This window comes from Streptomyces sp. NPDC090108 (assembly GCF_044747185.1).
GTDB lineage: Bacteria > Actinomycetota > Actinomycetes > Streptomycetales > Streptomycetaceae > Streptomyces.
The window spans coordinates 166,423-183,674 of record NZ_JBIVDQ010000003.1 but is presented as its reverse complement, the minus strand read 5'-3'; the positions used below and the strand labels follow the sequence as shown (position 1 = coordinate 183,674).

The window sequence follows — 17,252 nt, the reverse complement described above, 5'->3', positions numbered from 1 at the left end:
TACGCCGTCGGCCGGATCACGGGTCCTGCCCGTTCCCTCGGCCTAGCCCGTTCCCCCGGTCCTGCCAGTTTTCCCGGTCCCGCCCGTTCAGGATCGACGGCCCCGGCCCCCACCCCGCCGGACCGGTTCGCCAGCCTCCGGTGCGGTGGGGTGGGGGACGTCAGGTCAGCGTCTTGAAGAGGTCCACGTACCTGGCGGTGAGGCCGCCCCAGTCGAAGTGACCGACCACATGACGCCGGCCGGCGGCGCCGAGGCGGTCCGCGAGGACGCCGTCGTCCAGCAGCAGTTTCAGAGCGCCGCCGAGGGCGCCCGGATCGCCGGGCGGCACCAGCAGACCGTTCTCCCGGTCCCGCACGATGTGCGGTATCCCGCCGACGTCCGAGCCGATCACAGGGGTGCCGCAGGCCATGGCCTCCACCAGGGCCATGCCGAACGACTCCGCCTCCGTCAGGGAGGGCAGCACCACCACGGCCGCCTCCTGCAGGGCGCTCACCAGTTCCTGACCGGTCAACTGGCCCGGCAGGAGCACTCGTTCGGCGATGCCGAGCCGCTCGGCGTGCCGTGTGTGGTCGGGCAGCGCGTCGCCGCCACCGACGAGTTCGAGCCGTGTGTCGTCCGGCAGCCCCGCGAAGGCCTCCAGGAGCACGTCGACTCCCTTCCACGCCGAGGTGCGGTCCAGTCGCCCGAGATAGACGACCGTCCGCCCGCGCCGGGACGGAGGCAGAGGACCCGGGGTGAAACGCCCGGTGTCGACGCCAGGGGTGATCTGCACGGCATGACGGTGACCGGCGGCGAGGGACACCGGTGACACGGCCACCAGCGCCCGGGCGCGCGCGAACACCCGTGGCAGCACATGCCGTTCGTACGCCTTGATGATCCGGTCGACCGTGGCCGCCTCACCCTTCAGCATCGAACCGGCGTGGTAGGTGACGACGGTGGGGCGGCCGCCGCTCAACGCCACCGCCAGGTCCCCCAACCCGGGCACCGGAGCGTGGCAGTTGAGGACGTCGACACGCATCTGCCGCAGCCGGCGCCGGAGCTGGAGCGGCCACAGTGGACTCAGCGGGGTGTTCGACAGCCGCGCCCAGGTGCCCAGGCGCACGACGTGCACCCCGTCCTCCACGCTGACACGGGTACGCCGTCCGGCCGGGTTCGTGGTGAGCACCACGGCACGAAGGTCGGGGTCGGCGCCCGCCGCACCCGCGACCTGCGCGGCATAGTGCTCGACGCCGCCCACCTTGGGCGGGTAGTACGGCGCCACGACGGCCACCGTGCGCAGTCCCCTGCCGCTCCGTGCTTTGTCGAAGACCTCGGCGGTGCGCCGGGCCCGCTGTTCCCAGCCGAGGTTCTTCCGGGCGTCCGCCCCGGCCGCGGCGCCGAGCCGGTCGGCCAGAACGTCGTCCTCCAGCACCCGGGCGAGCGCGTCACGCAGGCCGTCCGCGTCGTCCGGTTCCACGAGGAGACCGTTCTCGCCGTCGCGGACCAGGGCCGGGATGCCTCCGACGGGAGTGGTGACCACGGGGCGGCCGCCGGCCATCGCCTCCACGAGGACGGTGGGGAAGCTGTCGTAGGAGGTGGGGAGGACCAGAGCCCGCGCGCGGCGGTAGGCGGCGGCCAGCTCCGCGCCCTGGAGGCGGCCCGCGAACGTGACGGCGGACCGCAGGCCGAGCCGTTCGGCCAGGTGCTGGTACTCGCCTGCCGCCGACCCGTCCCCGACCACTTCCAAGGTCACCGCGGAGCCGCGTTCGCGCAGTTCGCCCATCGCCCGCAGCAGCCGGGGCACCCCCTTGTAGGCGGTGCCCCGTTCCAGCGACCCCACGAACAGCAGACGCGGCTCACGCGGCACCGGACCGGGGGTGAACAGGTCCAGGTCGGCGCCGGGCGGGATCACGGTCGCCCGGCCCGGGAAGAGGTGCGACAGGTCCGCGACCACGTAGTCGGAGGAGCAGACGACCTCCTGGGCGAACCGTACGGTGCGGGCGAGCACGGTGTGCTCGTAGGCCGTCAGCGCCGCGTCGCGCAGAAACGTGCCCTTGCGCATCCGGCCGGTGTGGTACGTCAGGACGAACGGCCGTCCCGCGTCGCGGGCGGCGAGTGCCGCGGCGTCCGCGAAGAAGGGCACCGGGGCGTGGCCGTTGACCAGGCTCACCTGCTCGGAGCGGATGATCCGGCTCAGCTGCCGCCGCCAGCCCAACCCGTACGGTGTGCGCGAGACGCGCGCGGGGGCGGCGAGACGGTACACGGTGCAGCCACCCGGGCCGTCCTGATAGCGGCCCGGTCCGCTGCCGTTCGGGCCGGGCGTGCTCGTGGTCGCTATCACGACGCGATGCCCGTGGTGGTCCCGCAGTTCCCGTGCCAGGTGCCACACGTACTGCTCGACACCCCCTATGGCCGGCGGGAAGTACGGTGCGGCGAGCAGCACCGCCGGGCCGCGCCCCGCCGCGGCCCCTCCGGCGTCCGCGCCGCCCGTACGCGCGTCGTCCGCATCTGCCGCGGGGGTCATCGGCCCACCGCCTCGCGCAGTACGGGGACGAAGCCGGCGGCAAGCCGCGTGTAGGCCGGCAGGACCGTCGCGAGGTGCTTCCGGTAGTCCTCACCGTCGGCCAGAAGGCGGTCCACGAGCGGGATCAGCGCGTTGTCCCGCACGTCGGACATCCGGACCACCCACTCCTCCAGTCCGAGGTCCCGCATGATGCCGCGCGTCTTGTGGTCGTACTCCACGGCGGCACAGGGCACGCCTGCCGTGAGGCCGAAGATGACGGAGTGGAAGCGAGTGCCGAGGATGAAGTCGGCGGCCCCGTACAGGGCGTGGATGTCGTGGTGGTCGATCCCGGCGTCGTCCAGGACCCGCAACTCCGGCGTTCCGGGCACCAGTTCGGCGATGCGCGCGTTGACCGCGCGGTCGTCGTCGGCCTGGAAGGCGCAGGTGACCTGGGGCACCAGCACGACGTGGCAGCCCCGGCCGAGCAGATGGCGGACGGCGGCGGCGACGGCGGCCTCGTAGGCGGCCTGCGGCTCCGGCGCCAGATGCCTGCGGGCGGTGACGAGCACGAGCGGGGCACCGGCCGGGACACCCAGTTCGGCACGCCAGGGACGACGTGAGCCGCCCCGGAAGGCGAACGCGCTGTCGACGCCGCGCTCCACGGTCGGCGCCGTCACTCCCGCCTCGGCCAGCCGGGTCACGCTGATGTCCTCGCGGGCGACGGCGGCCGCGGCGCGGCCCACCACCCGGCGGACCATCAGCCGCTGACGGCGGCGCGGGAACGGGCCGAAGGACTGCGGTCCCAGCACCGTCGGGACACCCGCGCGCTGGGCGAGCCACAGGGGCAGCAGCAGGAAGGCGATGTTGAGGTCCGAGGGCAGGTCGGCGCGCGCGTTCAGATAGCCACCGCCCAGAGACACGACCAGGTCGGCCTCGGTGACCGCTCTGGTCTCGTCGCGGATCTCCCGGGGGAGCAGCCGCGCGAACGCCCTCACGAGCCGGGCGCCCACCGGCAGCGCCGCGACCGCCACCAGTGCCAGCACCAGCAGCTTGCGCAGGACGCGCACCGGGCGGCTCGCGGCCTCGTCGCCCGCGTAGCGGCGGATCGAGCCGATGTTGCGGGCCCCGTCGAACTCGGGCCAGCGGTAGGGGTGTTCGAAACCCGCCACGAGCACGCGGGCCGCGGGGAACGCCTCCCGGACCTGCTGGACCGCCACGCTGAGCAGGGCCGCGTCACCCCGGTTGCCCCGCTCGAACGCGTTCACGATCACGACCTTCATCGTCCCGCCACCTCTTTGTAGTGCCGTTCCAGGGCGTCGAGGAAGACCCCGACGGTGTAGCGGTGGGCGCGCACTGCCGAGGCGGCCCCCTTGCGTTCCAGGCCCGCCCGGTCGCCGAGCAGCCGCCGCAGCGCCTCGGCCAGCGCCCCGGCGTCGCCCGGGGGGACGAGCGCCCCGTTGTCGTCCCCGACCAGTTCGGGCAGGCCGCCGACGCGTGAGGCGACCAGCGCGCGCCCGGTCCTGAGGGCCTCCAGCGCCACGGTCGGGAAGTTCTCCGGCCACAGCGACGGCAGGACGACCACGGAGGCCTCCGCCAGCCGCCCGGCCACCCGCTCCTCGTCCAGCCAGCCGGTGAAGACGGTGCCGGGTCCGGCGAGGCGCTCCAGGCGCGCCCGGTCGGTGCCGTCGCCCACCACGGTCAGCCGGCCGCGCTCCAGCCGGCCGAACGCCTCCAGCAGGACGTCCACGCCCTTGACGCGCTCCAGCCTGCCCACGTAGAGCACGTCCTCCGCCGAGCGCAGCGGACGCGCCGCGACCGCGCCCGGCACACCGTTCGGCAGCACGTGCACGGGAACATGCGGCGGGAAGTCCGCCCGCACGGCGTCGGCGAAGTACCGGCTCGGTGCCAGCACCCGGTCCACGTGCCGCAGCCGCGGCAGGTAGGCGGGGCGCTGCACCCGGCGCAGGTAGGCATGACGGAGCGCGTCACGCGGGGTGAGCCGGCCGTCGACCGCGCTCGGCAGGTTCCACCGCAGCAGCTCGCGCGTCCAGTCCTCCGGACCGTGCACGGTCAGCAGCCGGGGCACCCCGGCGGTCGCGGACAGCACCGAAGGGCTGAACTCGCCGATGGTGTGCAGGTGCACGCAGTCCGGCGCGAAGTCGCGCACGGCCCGCGTGACCTGCTCGTACGCCCGCCGGTACCAGAACTTGCGGGCCAGGCGCCGTACGGGGTGGCCGGAGATGGCCGGCACCAGCTCGTCCGCGAACACCTCACCGTCTTCGCTGAGCAGATCGGTGGCGACGACCCGTATCCCGTGCCCCCGGGCCCGCAGGCCGTCCGCGATCAGCCGGACGCTCTTCTCGGCGCCTCCGGCCTCCTGCCCGATGTTGACGATCTGCAGGATCCTCATGCCGTCCTCCGTCCACCGCGCCGGCGGCGGTGCCGCCCGCTGTAGGGCTCGCGCAGACCCCCGGCCAGCAGAGCCGCGCCGGCCACGACCCCGGAGGCGAGATTGCCCACCCCCCACGCCACGGCCGCCCATTGCAGCCCGTGTTCCAGCCCGGTCACCGCGACGGCCAGGACCACGGCCGCGAGTACGACGTTGGACACCACCATGGCCACCAGTTGCCGGGTCACCTTCAGCAGGAAGCTCACCCAGGTGTTGAACGCGACCGCGAGAGCGCCGACCGTGAACACGACCAGCGTCGCCGTGCCGCCGGCCGCGTACCGCGGTCCGAACACCGACAGCACCGGACGGGCCAGGAGGCACACGACCAGCACGGCCGGCACCGTCGCCAGCGCGATCGCCTTGCCGGAGCTGCGGGCCACCGGTCCGAGCGCCACGCCCGCCTGCGAGCCCTCCGCGAACAGCGCCTCCCCGATCGCGTAGGACACCGAGTTCACCAGGTTCGCGATCTGGAAGGCGACGAAGTACGTCGCCGCGGGCACGGGGCCGAGCGTCTGCAGCACGACGATCGGCAGCACGATCTGCGGGACGAGGTTCAGGCTCCCCGACAGATAGCTGCTCAGTGAGTACCCGAGCGTCGAGCGGAACGTGCGCCAGGAGAACGCCGGCCGCACCCGCACCCGCAGCAGATGCCGGATCACCAGCACGCTGACCACCGCCGCCACGGTGGACGCCGTGCCGCTCGCGGCGACGATGCCGAACGGACCGAACGCCACGAACAGCACCGGCAGGACGAGCTTGACCAGGCTCATCAGCACACCGTTGACCGCCAGGTTCACCTTGCTCGTGCGGAACGCCACGAAGACGGAGTCGGTGAGCAGGTTGACGGCCGCACCCGTGGCGAGCACCACGAACACCACGGCACGCAGGGGCGATCCGTGCAGGAACCCCAGCTCGGGTGCCGCCCACGGCACCAGCACGACGAACGCCCCGGAGATCACCACCGCGGCCACCACGACCGCGCTCAGCGCCGTACTGGTCTCCTCCGCCCGGCGCTCACTGGTCGGCAGGTGCCGCACCAGCGTGGAACCGAGCCCGAACAGGCTGAAGTACGACAGCAGCGAGAGGCTGGACAGCAGCGACGAGGCACGGCCCACGTCCGCCGCCGGATACAGCCGGGCGACCAGGATCCAGAAGGCGAACCCGGCCGCCGCGCCCAGCGCGGTGGTGGCCAGAAGATAGAAGGAGTTGCGCAGCAGCGGGTCACGGACCGCCGCGACGAGCCGCGCCCGTCCGGCCGCGGCACGGCCCGGGACGGGCGCGGGGGTGGGGTCGGTGGCACAGGGCTGGGTCGCCAAGGTCATGAGATCCCTCCGCCGGTGTCCTCGGTTCGCGCCGTGGCCCTGGCCGCCAGCATGGCCGCCGCCGACACGACGAACGCCCAGAACGCCGTCTGCCCCTCCCGGGGCACGGCGGCGAAGTGCGTGAGCGGCCGGGACAGGGTGTCCGGATGGGTGAGCGAATTCAGGCACAGATAGGCCCAGACGAGCAGCCCGTAGCCGCAGCACACCCGCGCCAGGGCGATCAGCGGACCGCGGCGCGGCGCCGCCCTCGGACACCACGCGCCCGTCGTCGCCTGGAGCACGAGCGCGGCGCCGGCCGACACGGCGAAGCACACGGCACCCCAGGTGTCCCGGCGCACCGGCACCAGAGCGCTGACCGGGCCGGCCAGGACGTCGGGGCGGAACGCGGCGACGACGGCCACGTACAGCCAGCCGAGCAGCCCGTACACCATGGCGGTCTCCGCGGCCGCCCGCATCACGCGCGGCGCGGGCCTTCCACCCGCCGCGGGCCCCGTCCCCGGCGCGCGGCTCACGCCGGGGCCTTCGGCATCCGGCGGACCACGGCCGCGGCGTAGGTGCGCAGCAGCGCGGCCGTGTGCTGCTCCCAGGCGAAGTCCGTGGCCGCGCGGGCGTGCGCGGAACGGCCCATGGCGGCCCGCAGCTCCTCGTCCCCCGCCAGCTCCCGCAGCGTCCCGCGCAGGCGTCCGCCGTCCCGGGGCAGCAGCCGCACCCCGGCGTCCGCCAACCGGTACGGCGCGTAGCCGGGATCGTCGGTCGTGACCACGGGCAGCCCGGACGCCATCGCCTCCTGGACGGTGAGCGGGAAGCCCTCGGCGACCGACGGCAGCGCGAACAGGTCCACCGCGCGGTACAGCCCCGCCAGCCGGTCCGGCGCCAGAGCACCCAGGTGGTGCACACCGGGGGCGTCGGCGGTCTCCTGGGCCCCGTCACCCGCGAAGACCAGGTCGTACCCCGCGTCGGCGGCGCCGACCAGCAGGTCGTAGCCCTTCTTCGGCACCAGCCGGCCCACGAACAGCACCAGGACCCGGTCCTTCGGCAGCCCGAACTCCCGGCGCGCCGAACGGCGTTCCTCCGCCGAGCGCGGTGGACGGAACAGGTGGGTGTCGACGCCGTTGGCCAGATGGTCCACGGCGCGTGCCCCGTGCGCGGTGACGAAGTCGGCGACGCGGCCGTTCACGACGAGGACACGGCGCGCGCGGCGCAGCAGCAGCCGTCCCGCCAGCCCGTAGACGGCACGCTGGACGGCACGGACCACGACGGACGGATGCTCGACCAGCGCGACGTGCTGGGTCATCACCTGAGGCGTGCCGGTCAGGGCCGAACCGAGACCGGCCGCCCACGAGGTCATGTACAGGCAGTCGTGCACATGGACGACATCCGCCCACCGGGCCCAGCGCACCGCCGCCGCCAGCACCCGGGGAGAGAGCACCGGGAACGGCACCCCGGTCCGTTCCTCGACGCCGTTCCACGCCGCGACGCGCACCACCCGGACCCCCTCGTCCTCCTCGGTGACCGTGCGCGGGCCACTGGTCAGCACCGTCACCTCGGCGCCCGCACGGGTGAGGTGCAGCGCCTCGTGGCGGACCACGTTCTCGATGCCGCCCACGTGCGGCGGGTAGTAGTGGCTCACCAGCAGTACCCGCGTCATCGGTAGATCTCCGCTCCCCCGTTGCTGTACAGCTTGTCCTTCGTGGCGTCCAGCAATCCGGTCGGATAGCGGTACGTCACCAGGTCGCCCCGGTAGAACGTGGTCGCCTCGTCCTTGGTCACCGTCGTGCTGCCCAGGAAGACATAGGTACGGGAGCCCACCAGCACCGGATAGATGTCGTTCTCGGCCCGGCCCCGGATCAGGGTCTGCAACCTGCTGAACGTGTACCGGTCGGTCTGCACCTCCGACTGGACGTCCTCCCGCTGCGACTCGGTCGCCCGCCGCTGCACCCAGCGGATCGCGGACCGCTCCTCCGGATGGACGTAGTAGATGTCGTAGTACTGGCCGGTGTTGGCCAGGTGCAGCTGCGCCGGATAGCCGCCGAGCACCGTGGGGACCACACCGGTGAGGTCCAGGAACAGACCCAGCGCCAGCGCGCACGCCGCGGGAACCGTCCAGCGCCGCGCCCAGCGGAACAGCCACAGCGACCCGGCGGCCACGAACGGCGCGAAGAAGAACAGCCCCTGCTGGAATGCGCGGAGCACACCGTAGTCGACGGACAGCTGGGGGAGCACGGTCAGCAGCCCGATCACGCCGACCATGCCGGCCGACAGGGTCACCTGGTCACGGACCGGTCGGAAGCCGGCCCGGCCGCGCGAGCGCCGCGCGGCCACCACGGCCACGACCAGACCGACCAGCAGCAGGATCTGGAGCAGCCGCGCCGCAGAGGCCCGCACCAGGTCGTTGAAGGCGGCCACGTCGATCCCGGCCCCGTCCAGCGCGCGTCCGGCCACGGTCAGCGGCAGCCGCGCCTGACCCTCCACCACGGGCACCGGGTACCGGTCGATCGTGGCGAGCGGCAGATAGTCGCCCTGCGCCCGGCCGCGGGCCGTCTGCCGGACGATGTCCACCCGGTAGTCCCGCAGCCGCTGCCCCGCGCTGACGGACGCACCGCTGAACAGGCTGTACGACACGTCGGAGGACGCGGTGTCCCCGGTCGCGCCGCCGCTCATCTCCCGCACCGTCAGCGACAGGGTCCGGTGCAGCTGCCCCGACGTGTGGGTCACGGGACCGGTCCAGACGTACGCGCCCGCGGCGGTCACCACGACCAGCCACCAGGTCAGGAAGCTCCGCCCCGCGGCCGGCCTGCCCCGCAGCCGGGTCACCAGCCGCCAGCACAGGTCCGTGCCCAGGGCCAGGGCGAGCACGAGGACGAGCACATAGGTGGTGGAGTAGTGCGACAGCACGATCCCGGCCCCCAGGACCGCGAAGAACAGGCGCCGGCTCGCGAACGGACGTGCCGTGTCCGTGACCACGACCATCGCGCAGCCGGTGAAGAAGAACGCGACCTCCTGCCGTCCCAGGAACGTCATGTCGGTGAAGAAGGTCGGGAACAGCATCAGGTACACGGCCGACAGCAGCGCGACGATCGCCGGCGCCGCGTTGCGCACCGACCGGTACACCAGCACCGGGGTCAGCGCGAACAGCAAGGGCAGCAGCACCTTGAACACGTACGTGCCCTCGATGCCGGTCAGGCGGGCCAGCGCGGTCGGCAGCAGCGTGATGCTCAGACAGGCGTTGTACGGGTCGGGGAACGCCCCGATGTCCCAGTGCCCGTTGTCCGCGGCCAGCCGGAACACCTGGTACTCGCGCTGGATGTCGTGCCCGGTGATGTACCAGCCCCGCAGACTCGTCAGCAGCAGCAGTCCCGCCGCCGCGCACCACAGGCCCAGGCCCGTCACCAGGGTCCCGTACCGGCCCCGCCGCACGATCAGCCAGGCCAGCAGCGCGGTGATCGCGACCAGGGCGACGACGGCGACCTGGCCGCCCAGCCCGTTGTCGAGCCGCACGGGCCCGGCCACGCTCAGCACCAGCACCAGCGCGCCCGCCGCGCCGACCGTGCCGAGGCCGTGGGGGAGGGGCCCGCGCGGCCGCGGCAGCGCGGGACGGGACCGCAGCGCGGACCAGTCCCCGGCGCGCCAGGTCATGACGGCCGCGACCAGCACCACGTACGCCCAGGACGCCGCGGTCAGCGGCGCGCGTTCCAGCGGGCGCGCCACGCCCAGACCGGGCAGCACCGTGTTCAGCGCGAGCGGCACCACCATCGCCCCGAGGACGCCGAACCCCAGGGCGACGAGCGCACGGCCGTCCCGCGTGGACACCGCCCGCTCCGTCACCCCGTACCAGAGCAGGGCCGGCGCCCCGACGAGCAGCCACAGCCCGGCGGGCACCAGCAGGACCGCAGGCGGACCGGGCACGCATTCCAGCAGCGCCGCCAAGGTCGCCGACGCGACGGCGCAGACGCGGACGTTCACGCGAACACCGTCCGGTACACGTCCTCGACCTGCCGCACCACCGCGTCCCAGGTGTGCTCGCGCGCCGCTGCGGCGCTCCGCTCGCCGAGCCGCCGGCGCAGCTCCGGATCACCGGCGACGGAGTCGACGGCCGCCGCCAGCGCCTCCGGCTCGGGATCCGCCAGCAGACCCACGCCGTCCAGGAGTTCGGTGTTGCCGGGCACCCGGGTGGCGATCACCGGAAGCGACGCGGCCATCGCCTCCAGGGCGACCAGCGGCATGCCCTCCTTGTCGGACGGCAGCACGAAGGCGTCGGCACGGGCGTAGGCCTCGATCAGCTCCTCGCCCAGCCGTGGGCCGTCGAAGACGACGTCGCCGAGGTCCAGACGCGCCGCGTGCGCCCGCAGCGCCTCGCCGTCCTCGCCGTCGCCGACGATCCGCAGCCGCACCGGCCGCTTCACCAGAGCCATGGCGTCCAGCAGCCGGTCCACCCGCTTCTGCGAACTGAGCCGTCCGACGTACAGCAGGTCCAGCGGCCCCTGTCCGGCCTCCCGCACGGGCCTGAAGTACCGGTCGCCGACGCCGTTGGGCACCACGAACACCTTCTCGTGCGCGACGCCGTAGGCACCGGTCACGAAGTCCCGCTGTGCCTCGGTCAGGACCAGCACGCCCGCCGCGGCCCGCAGGGCACGCCCGAACACCTGCCGCTTGTAGGCCGGCAGCAGCCACCCCAGGCGTCCGGAGGCGTCGACGTCCAGGTGGAAGTGCAGGACGAAGCGCTGTCCGCGCAACCGGGCCAGCAGTGCGACCAGTTCGGGCAGCAGGGCATGCGCCGAGTGCAGGTGCAGCACCGCGTCCCGCGGTGCGCGCAGCAGCGAGCGGACCATGCCGGGGGCGACCGGCGTGTGCGCCAGCTCGACCGACCGGTGCCGCACGACGCGCACCGAGCCCTCCCGGCTGAGGCGTGCCGCTCCCTCGGCTCCGATGCCGGTGGTGAGGACGCGGACGTCGTGCCGCTCGGACAGTCCGGCGGCGAGGCTCTCCACGACACGCTCCAGCCCGCCCAGATGCGGCGGGTAGTAGGGCGTGATCTGGACGACCGTGCTCATGCGGCCTCCATCCCGGACAGTTGGCCGTTGGTGACGTACCGGACGTCCGCCCGGCCGCCGATGTGCGCGAGCACCCGCTTCAGACGGTCCCAGTCGCCGCGCTCGTCGATCTCCCAGCTGTGTCCCCACAGGTGGTAGACGCCACCCTCGCGGCGGCACAACTCGAACCAGTGGATGGCGAGTTCCTCCCAGTTCAGATACAACCGCGCTGCCTTGACCGGATGGCCGGCCGCCATCCTGAGGACCAGCGGGACGTCCACCCGGTGCGCATAGGCGTTGACGGTGGTGGCCGCCTCCATGGGGCGACCGCTGCCGAGCGAGCCGCGGACGACCGTGCGTGCGAAGGTGAAGCCCGCTTGTGCCGCCTGCCGGACGTGCACGGGCCGGTACTCGCCGCGCGGGTAGCAGAAACTCGTCACCGCCCCGCCCGTGATGTCCTCGAGTGCGGACTTTCCCGCCTCGATCTCCTCCCGCGCCGCGGCGTCGGGGATGAGCGGCAGCCGCTGGTGGCTCAGGGTATGACCGCCGATCTCGAAGCCACGGTCGGCCAACTCCCGCACACCGGAGGGAGGGAGAAGGTCCGCCGCGTCGAACTCGATGTTGCGCGGGGCGATGTAGAACGTGGCGGCGACGCCGTGCTCGTCGAGCAGGTCGGCCAGGCGCGGATCCAGCCGGTGCCCGTCGTCCCAGCTGGTGGTGACCACCACCGCGGGGTGTGTCATGGGGTGCCTCTCAGGGTGAAGTGGAGCGACTGTGTCTGCCCCACCAGCGCTACGTGTACGACGAACGCCCCGGACTCCTTGTGTGCCCTGCCGCCGGCCGGCAGACGCGCCGTCAGCGTCGTCGGCGTCTCCGTGCGGCGCGGGGCCACGGTGTCGGTGCGGGACCCGGTCACCCGGCCCCCGGCCGTGGTGACCCAGGTGCGCAGCCGGTATCTGCCGGGGGATCCGCCGTGGGCCACCAGGGTCACCGGCGCGGTGATCTCGCCGTGCGAGAGCGAGGGTTCACCGGCGAAGTACAGCTCGGTGTACGGGCTCGGCAGGCGTGTGAACGACGCCCGCAACTGATGCCGTACCCCGGGCACGGCGCACGCGGCGAGGGCCAGCGCGCACAGCGCCGCGGCGAAGGCCAGTATCCGGCCCGGTGCCCGCCGTGTTCGCGTGCGTCCCTTCGCCGGCGCACGCCGGTGGCGGCGGGGCTCCGGCGCGGAGCCCGCCGGCCGGCCGGGCGCGTCGAGCAGTCGGCTCATGCGGTGGTCCCGAATCCCTCCGCGGTCGACAGGGGCGACGGGAAGGACAGGGCCGTGGACGCCATGTGCGGTCTGCCGTAGCGGTGCTGGAAGAGCTGACGCAGGTTGGCCATCCCGTCGGGCAGAGCGTTGAGCTTCACCTGGCCGCCCCGCTTGCGGTACTCGATCGGTACCTCCGCGGTGCGGAAGCCCGCGAGCGTCGCCGCGTTCTTGATCTCCTGGGAGAACGCCATGCCGGGGGAGCGTACGTCGATCCCCTGCCACACGTAGTGCCGGAAGATCCACATGCCCGACTGCGAATCGCGCAGTCCGTTGCGGAAGAGCATCCGGCTGACCCGGCTCAGCGCGTGGTTGGCGACCATGTGCGACCACTTCATGGCGTTCGAGTTCTCCCGGAGCAGCCGGTTGGTGCTCATGAACTCGATCTCGTGCTCCTCCAGCGCCGTGAGCAGCGCCGGGAGGGCGTCGAAGGGATAGGTGAGGTCGGCGTCTCCCGTGGCGATCACGTCGCCGGACGCGGCGGCGAACCCCGCCTGGTAGGCGTTCCCGTAGCCGCGTCGCGGCTGGTGGACGACACGGGCTCCCAGGCCCAGCGCCACGTCACCGGTCCCGTCGGACGAGTCGTTGTCGACGATGACGACCTCGGTCTCCCACCCCGCCTTGGTGAGCGCCGTGACCGGGATGGTCTCCATGAGCGGTGGGAGATTGAGCGCTTCATTGAGCGCGGGAATGACGACGGACAGCCTCTTCACGTGAGCCCCCCAATAGTGCCGGAATTACAGTCTGGGAACAGCGCGGAAACATGGCGGATTTCCCGGAGCGCTTCTTCACGTCCGGGCAGCATGAGTTTCCGTCCGGGCGGGATGCGCCCGTTGGCGGAGAAAAAGGTGAAGTGGATCCGACCGTGCCGGCAGATCGCTCACCTGCGGGGCGGCATGAGTGCCCCGCGGTCGACGAACGGCGTGTGGTCTATGACGCCAGGCCGTCCGGATGCGGACGCGGCACACCCCAGTGACGTTCCATTTTTCTCCCCCTCCCCCGGGGACCGCGCGTCCCGTTTTCGAACGGGGAACGCGCGGTCACAACAGCTTCGAAAAAACCCCGTCGCATCGAAGCGGTCAGAACCATACCAAGTGAAAAGATGGCCTGGATGTCATGTGGCGGAAGTGTGAAGACAGGTGTTCGAGGCGTTCCTCCCTCCGGGGGGCCGGTGTTGTGCCCCGTCCGATCGCCCGCACGTCGCCCGGCGGTGCCGCTCCGGCGCGCGGCCGAAATGGCATTTGCACTGGTGAGCGTTCTCTCCACGGAATTTGCGGTCGACCGGCGCGGAGAAGTGATCAAGAAAAGTAGACGGTTGCCGTCATCGAGCACTGATCATTTCCGCGCGCATGGCATTACTGGAATTTTGCCATGCATTGGCCAAGGGTGAGCCGTGTGTGGTGATTCGGGCAAGCGCTTGCCATGCGCTCCGGAGCCATCGCCGTCCGGTCGTGCACCCGCGAGGGTCGGTCGAACGCGGCCGTGGAAAAGGGGATTCGGAAGGAGCTGTCGGGGGTGCCGAACAGGTTCCGGTCGTGCCTGACCCATCGGAGGAAGGCTGTTGAAGGCGGTTTAGGCAATTGCCGTCCGCGCGGCGGGTCGGGCGCGTTGTCGCACCCCCTGGCCCGCCGTACAAGTGAGCGCTTCAGCGCAGTGACGGATGCGACGTCTCCCGTACCGTCCACTGTTCCCGGGGAATGCCCGCGCCGTCCGTCGTCATTCCGGCGAACAGGCCCACGCCGCCCGCGGCCACGCCCAGCAGCAGGCCTGCCCAGTACGGGACGACGCCGAGGAGGTAGGGGACGGCGAGGAGGGCGCCGACCGCGGCGATGCGCAGAGCGGAGGCGTGCTTCTTCGGGACGTAGCGGGAGGGGCGGGGCAGGGGGCCGGCGGTGAGCGTGGTGTCGGTCTCGCGTACCGGTGCGACGTCGGTGCGCAGGTAGGGCGCGTAGTCCTCCTCCGACATCGCGCCCCACACCACGTGGCCCGAATCGGAGACGAAGGCGGCCGGGATCCGGCGCTGCTTGTCGGTGCCCGCGATGTCGCGCCACCGCGTGGGCCAGCACAGCCAGCCGTCGTGTCCCACCAGTCGCGCGGCTGCCTGGGCCAGATGCTTGTCGCCGTTGGAGATGCGGAAGTTGTAGTCGGGCATCGCCGTGAGCCTGATGGTCCGTCGCCCCTGGGAGCCGGTCTCGGGGGTCAGCTCGGCCGAGTACGTGGTGGAGGTGGCGATCTTCCCGACGCCCGTCTGGGCCGGGTAGCGGTACGACTCCAGCACCGGCGTGGTGAACCGGACGCGCATCGCGTGCACCCGGCCCCCCGCGGCGTCCTCCCGCAGCATCCGCTGTGCGGGGCCCAGCTGGTTCTTGAGCAGGCCGATCGCGTACAGGGACATCACGAAACCGAAGAGCCAGGCGATCAGGCAGTACAGCGAGCCGAGCACGGACCCACCGTCGCCGTAGGCGGGTCGGACGGCCGCGAGCGGGGTCCAGACGATCAGGTAGACCGCGCCGATGTGCCCCCAGTCGCGGCGTATCGGCGCGAGCCTGCCGGGGATGCCCGCCTCGGCCGCACCTGTCGCCGGCAGCGGTTCCACCGGTGGCGCCGTCCGGGAGGTGAGCAGCCAGGCCAGGGCGAACACCCCGGCCAGCGCGAGCGGTACGAGGATGTCCAGGCGCGGGGTCTTCGCGTCGTACCTGGCGTACGACATCGCCCATGCGGCCGTCGCGGACAGCAGAGCCGCCGCCCCCAGGAACGTGGCGAGCGGTGTGGAACGGTGCTGCATGTGGTCTCCCCCTGACCGTGACACATGTGACACACGTGTCATGCGTGGCAAGGAGGTTAGATCACTTCGGACGAACCACGAAAGGGTGGCGGCACGCTTTCGCCGCCCGGCCGCGAGGGTGCTCCGTCGCTTTCTCGCGCCGTCAACTCGCCTTCACAGGCTTGATGTTGCCGCGCGGAGTACGCGCGCCCGTGGATCAGGGGTCACAGGACGGGCATCCCGGGGCGCGAACTGCCTTACCGCTCGCATTTCTTTCTGTGCACATATTGCACACCCTGTGCGCGGGGCGTACGTTGAGCCGCGTGAGCCGGGCGTTCAAGGACGTGCGTCCGGCCCGAGTCCGAGGAGCCGCCATGCCCGAGACAGCGCCCGACCCGGCCGTCCGCCGGACCGGGAAGCAGATCCCCGACGCTCTTGCCGAGCGGACCCTGCGCAAGGTCCGCCGACGCGTCCTTCCGGTGATCGTGCTGCTGTACCTGGTCGCCTATCTCGACCGGAACAACGTCGGGTTCGCCCGTGCCGGCCTCGAACACGACCTCGGCTTCGGTGACGCGGTCTACGGGCTCGGTGCCGGGATCTTCTTCATCGGATACGTGCTGATGGAAGTCCCCAGCAACGCCGGCATGTACCGCTACGGCGCCCGCCGCTGGATCGCACGGATCCTGGTCAGCTGGGGCGTGATGGCGCTCGCCATGGCCTTCGTGCAGGGCGCGACCTCGTTCTACACCGTGCGGCTGCTGCTCGGCGCGGCCGAGGCGGGCTTCTTCCCGGCGGTGCTCTTCTACTTCACCCTCTGGTTCCCCGAGGCCCAACGCGTCGCCGCGCTCGGCGTCTTCGTGATGGCGCAGCCCGTCGCCAACGCCCTCGGTGCCCCGCTCTCCGGCCTGCTGCTGCACCTGGACGGTGTCGCCGGCCTGCACGGCTGGCAGTGGATGTTCCTGCTCGAAGGGGCGCCCGCCGTCGTCCTCGGCTGCCTCGCCCCGCGGCTCCTCACCGACACCCCGGCCGACGCCCGCTGGCTGACCGGCGAGGAACGCGCCTGGCTGACAAGCTCGTTGGAGGCGGAGCGCGCGGACAAGCCGGCGCGGCAGCGTGGCGGCTCCTTCGTCACCGGACTGAAGGACCGCCGCTCCCTGGTGTACGGACTGCTCAACTTCGGCATGGTGTGCGGGATCTACGGCCTCGGCCTCTGGCTGCCCGCCATCGTCGACGCGATGGGCGACTACAGCAGCACGCTCCTCGGGCTGCTCGTCATGATCCCGTACGCCGTGGCCGTGCCGTGCGTCCTCTACTGGAGCCGGCGCGCCGACCGCACCGGGCGCCGCGCCTGGCACGCGGCGGTGAGCATGGCGACCGCGGCGGCCGGCCTCGCCGGAGCCGCGCTGGTGTACACGATCAGCCCCGCGGCCGCGCTGCTCATGCTGGTCGTCGCGGCCGTCGGCATCTACACGGCCACCGCGCCCTTCCTCGCCATGCCGTCCGCCGCGCTCGCGGGAGCGGCCGCCGCCGCAGGGCTCGGCCTGGTCAACGCCCTGGGAAACGTGGGCGGTTTCGTGGCCCCGTACGCGGTGGGCCTCATCAAGGACGGCACCGGCGACATCCGCTACGCGCTCCTGTTCCTCGCCGCCTGCCTCGCCCTCACCGCCCTTCTCGTGCACCGGTACGCCGCCGCACGCCCCGAGGGCACCGCGCCCGGCCGCCCCGCGGCTCCCGCACCGGCCGCGGCGAACCTCCCCGCGACGCCCCTTCCCGCGGCTCCCTTCCCCGCAACCAGCCTCCCCGCCACGAGCGCCCCCGCGACGACCACCGTGCCGACCGACTGAGGCGCGGCAGCTCTCACACCCGTCACTCCCGCCCGCCCCTCACACCCCCCAC

Annotated in this window: 13 protein-coding genes; 1 reads left to right on the top strand and 12 read right to left on the bottom strand. The window is 72.5% G+C overall.

The genetic code is table 11. The features are described 5' to 3' along the window. Positions 1–160: 160 nt before the first annotated feature. From ACIPRD_RS10955 to ACIPRD_RS10900, 12 genes are all read right to left on the bottom strand, one after another. A complete protein-coding gene (locus tag ACIPRD_RS10955; RefSeq protein ID WP_401562179.1) occupies positions 161–2,503 on the bottom strand; it encodes a glycosyltransferase family 4 protein in 2,343 nt (780 codons plus the stop codon). Beyond that, positions 2,500–3,762, bottom strand: coding sequence for a polysaccharide pyruvyl transferase family protein (locus ACIPRD_RS10950; protein WP_401562177.1), 1,263 nt, complete (start codon positions 3,760–3,762; stop codon positions 2,500–2,502). The genes ACIPRD_RS10955 and ACIPRD_RS10950 overlap by 4 nt, the downstream gene beginning before the upstream one ends. Then, positions 3,759–4,892 carry a glycosyltransferase family 4 protein gene (locus ACIPRD_RS10945; RefSeq protein WP_401562175.1) on the bottom strand — a complete coding sequence of 378 codons (1,134 nt, stop codon included), beginning with the start codon at positions 4,890–4,892 and terminating at the stop codon, positions 3,759–3,761. Before ACIPRD_RS10945 ends, ACIPRD_RS10950 begins: the two co-directional genes overlap by 4 nt. After that, positions 4,889–6,253, bottom strand: coding sequence for a lipopolysaccharide biosynthesis protein (locus ACIPRD_RS10940; RefSeq protein ID WP_401562174.1), 1,365 nt, complete (start codon positions 6,251–6,253; stop codon positions 4,889–4,891). Before ACIPRD_RS10940 ends, ACIPRD_RS10945 begins: the two co-directional genes overlap by 4 nt. Beyond that, the gene (locus ACIPRD_RS10935; RefSeq protein WP_401562173.1) at positions 6,250–6,684 is read right to left on the bottom strand and encodes a hypothetical protein; all 435 of its coding nucleotides are present in this window, start codon (positions 6,682–6,684) and stop codon (positions 6,250–6,252) included. The genes ACIPRD_RS10940 and ACIPRD_RS10935 overlap by 4 nt, the downstream gene beginning before the upstream one ends. A 77-nt stretch (positions 6,685–6,761) precedes the next feature. Continuing rightward, positions 6,762–7,901, bottom strand: coding sequence for a glycosyltransferase family 4 protein (locus ACIPRD_RS10930; protein WP_401562171.1), 1,140 nt, complete (start codon positions 7,899–7,901; stop codon positions 6,762–6,764). Next, the gene (locus tag ACIPRD_RS10925) at positions 7,898–10,216 is read right to left on the bottom strand and encodes a hypothetical protein (protein ID WP_401562170.1); all 2,319 of its coding nucleotides are present in this window, start codon (positions 10,214–10,216) and stop codon (positions 7,898–7,900) included. The genes ACIPRD_RS10930 and ACIPRD_RS10925 overlap by 4 nt, the downstream gene beginning before the upstream one ends. Further along, on the bottom strand, positions 10,213–11,304 hold the full coding sequence (locus tag ACIPRD_RS10920) for a glycosyltransferase family 4 protein (RefSeq protein WP_401562168.1): 1,092 nt from the start codon (positions 11,302–11,304) through the stop codon (positions 10,213–10,215). The genes ACIPRD_RS10925 and ACIPRD_RS10920 overlap by 4 nt, the downstream gene beginning before the upstream one ends. Beyond that, positions 11,301–12,026 (bottom strand): polysaccharide deacetylase family protein, encoded by a 726-nt coding sequence (locus tag ACIPRD_RS10915; RefSeq protein WP_401562167.1) that lies wholly within the window; start codon positions 12,024–12,026, stop codon positions 11,301–11,303. The genes ACIPRD_RS10920 and ACIPRD_RS10915 overlap by 4 nt, the downstream gene beginning before the upstream one ends. Next, entirely contained in the window at positions 12,023–12,553 is a 531-nt protein-coding gene (locus ACIPRD_RS10910; protein WP_401562165.1) for a hypothetical protein, read from the bottom strand. Before ACIPRD_RS10910 ends, ACIPRD_RS10915 begins: the two co-directional genes overlap by 4 nt. Then, a complete protein-coding gene (locus ACIPRD_RS10905; protein WP_401562164.1) occupies positions 12,550–13,305 on the bottom strand; it encodes a glycosyltransferase family 2 protein in 756 nt (251 codons plus the stop codon). The genes ACIPRD_RS10910 and ACIPRD_RS10905 overlap by 4 nt, the downstream gene beginning before the upstream one ends. Positions 13,306–14,237: 932 nt before the next feature. Beyond that, the gene (locus ACIPRD_RS10900) at positions 14,238–15,377 is read right to left on the bottom strand and encodes a hypothetical protein (RefSeq protein ID WP_356402743.1); all 1,140 of its coding nucleotides are present in this window, start codon (positions 15,375–15,377) and stop codon (positions 14,238–14,240) included. Positions 15,378–15,730: 353 nt separating this feature from the next. Here ACIPRD_RS10900 and ACIPRD_RS10895 point away from each other — a divergent pair, with 353 nt between their 5' ends. Further along, the gene (locus ACIPRD_RS10895) at positions 15,731–17,200 is read left to right on the top strand and encodes an MFS transporter (RefSeq protein ID WP_401562162.1); all 1,470 of its coding nucleotides are present in this window, start codon (positions 15,731–15,733) and stop codon (positions 17,198–17,200) included. Positions 17,201–17,252 lie beyond the last annotated feature (52 nt).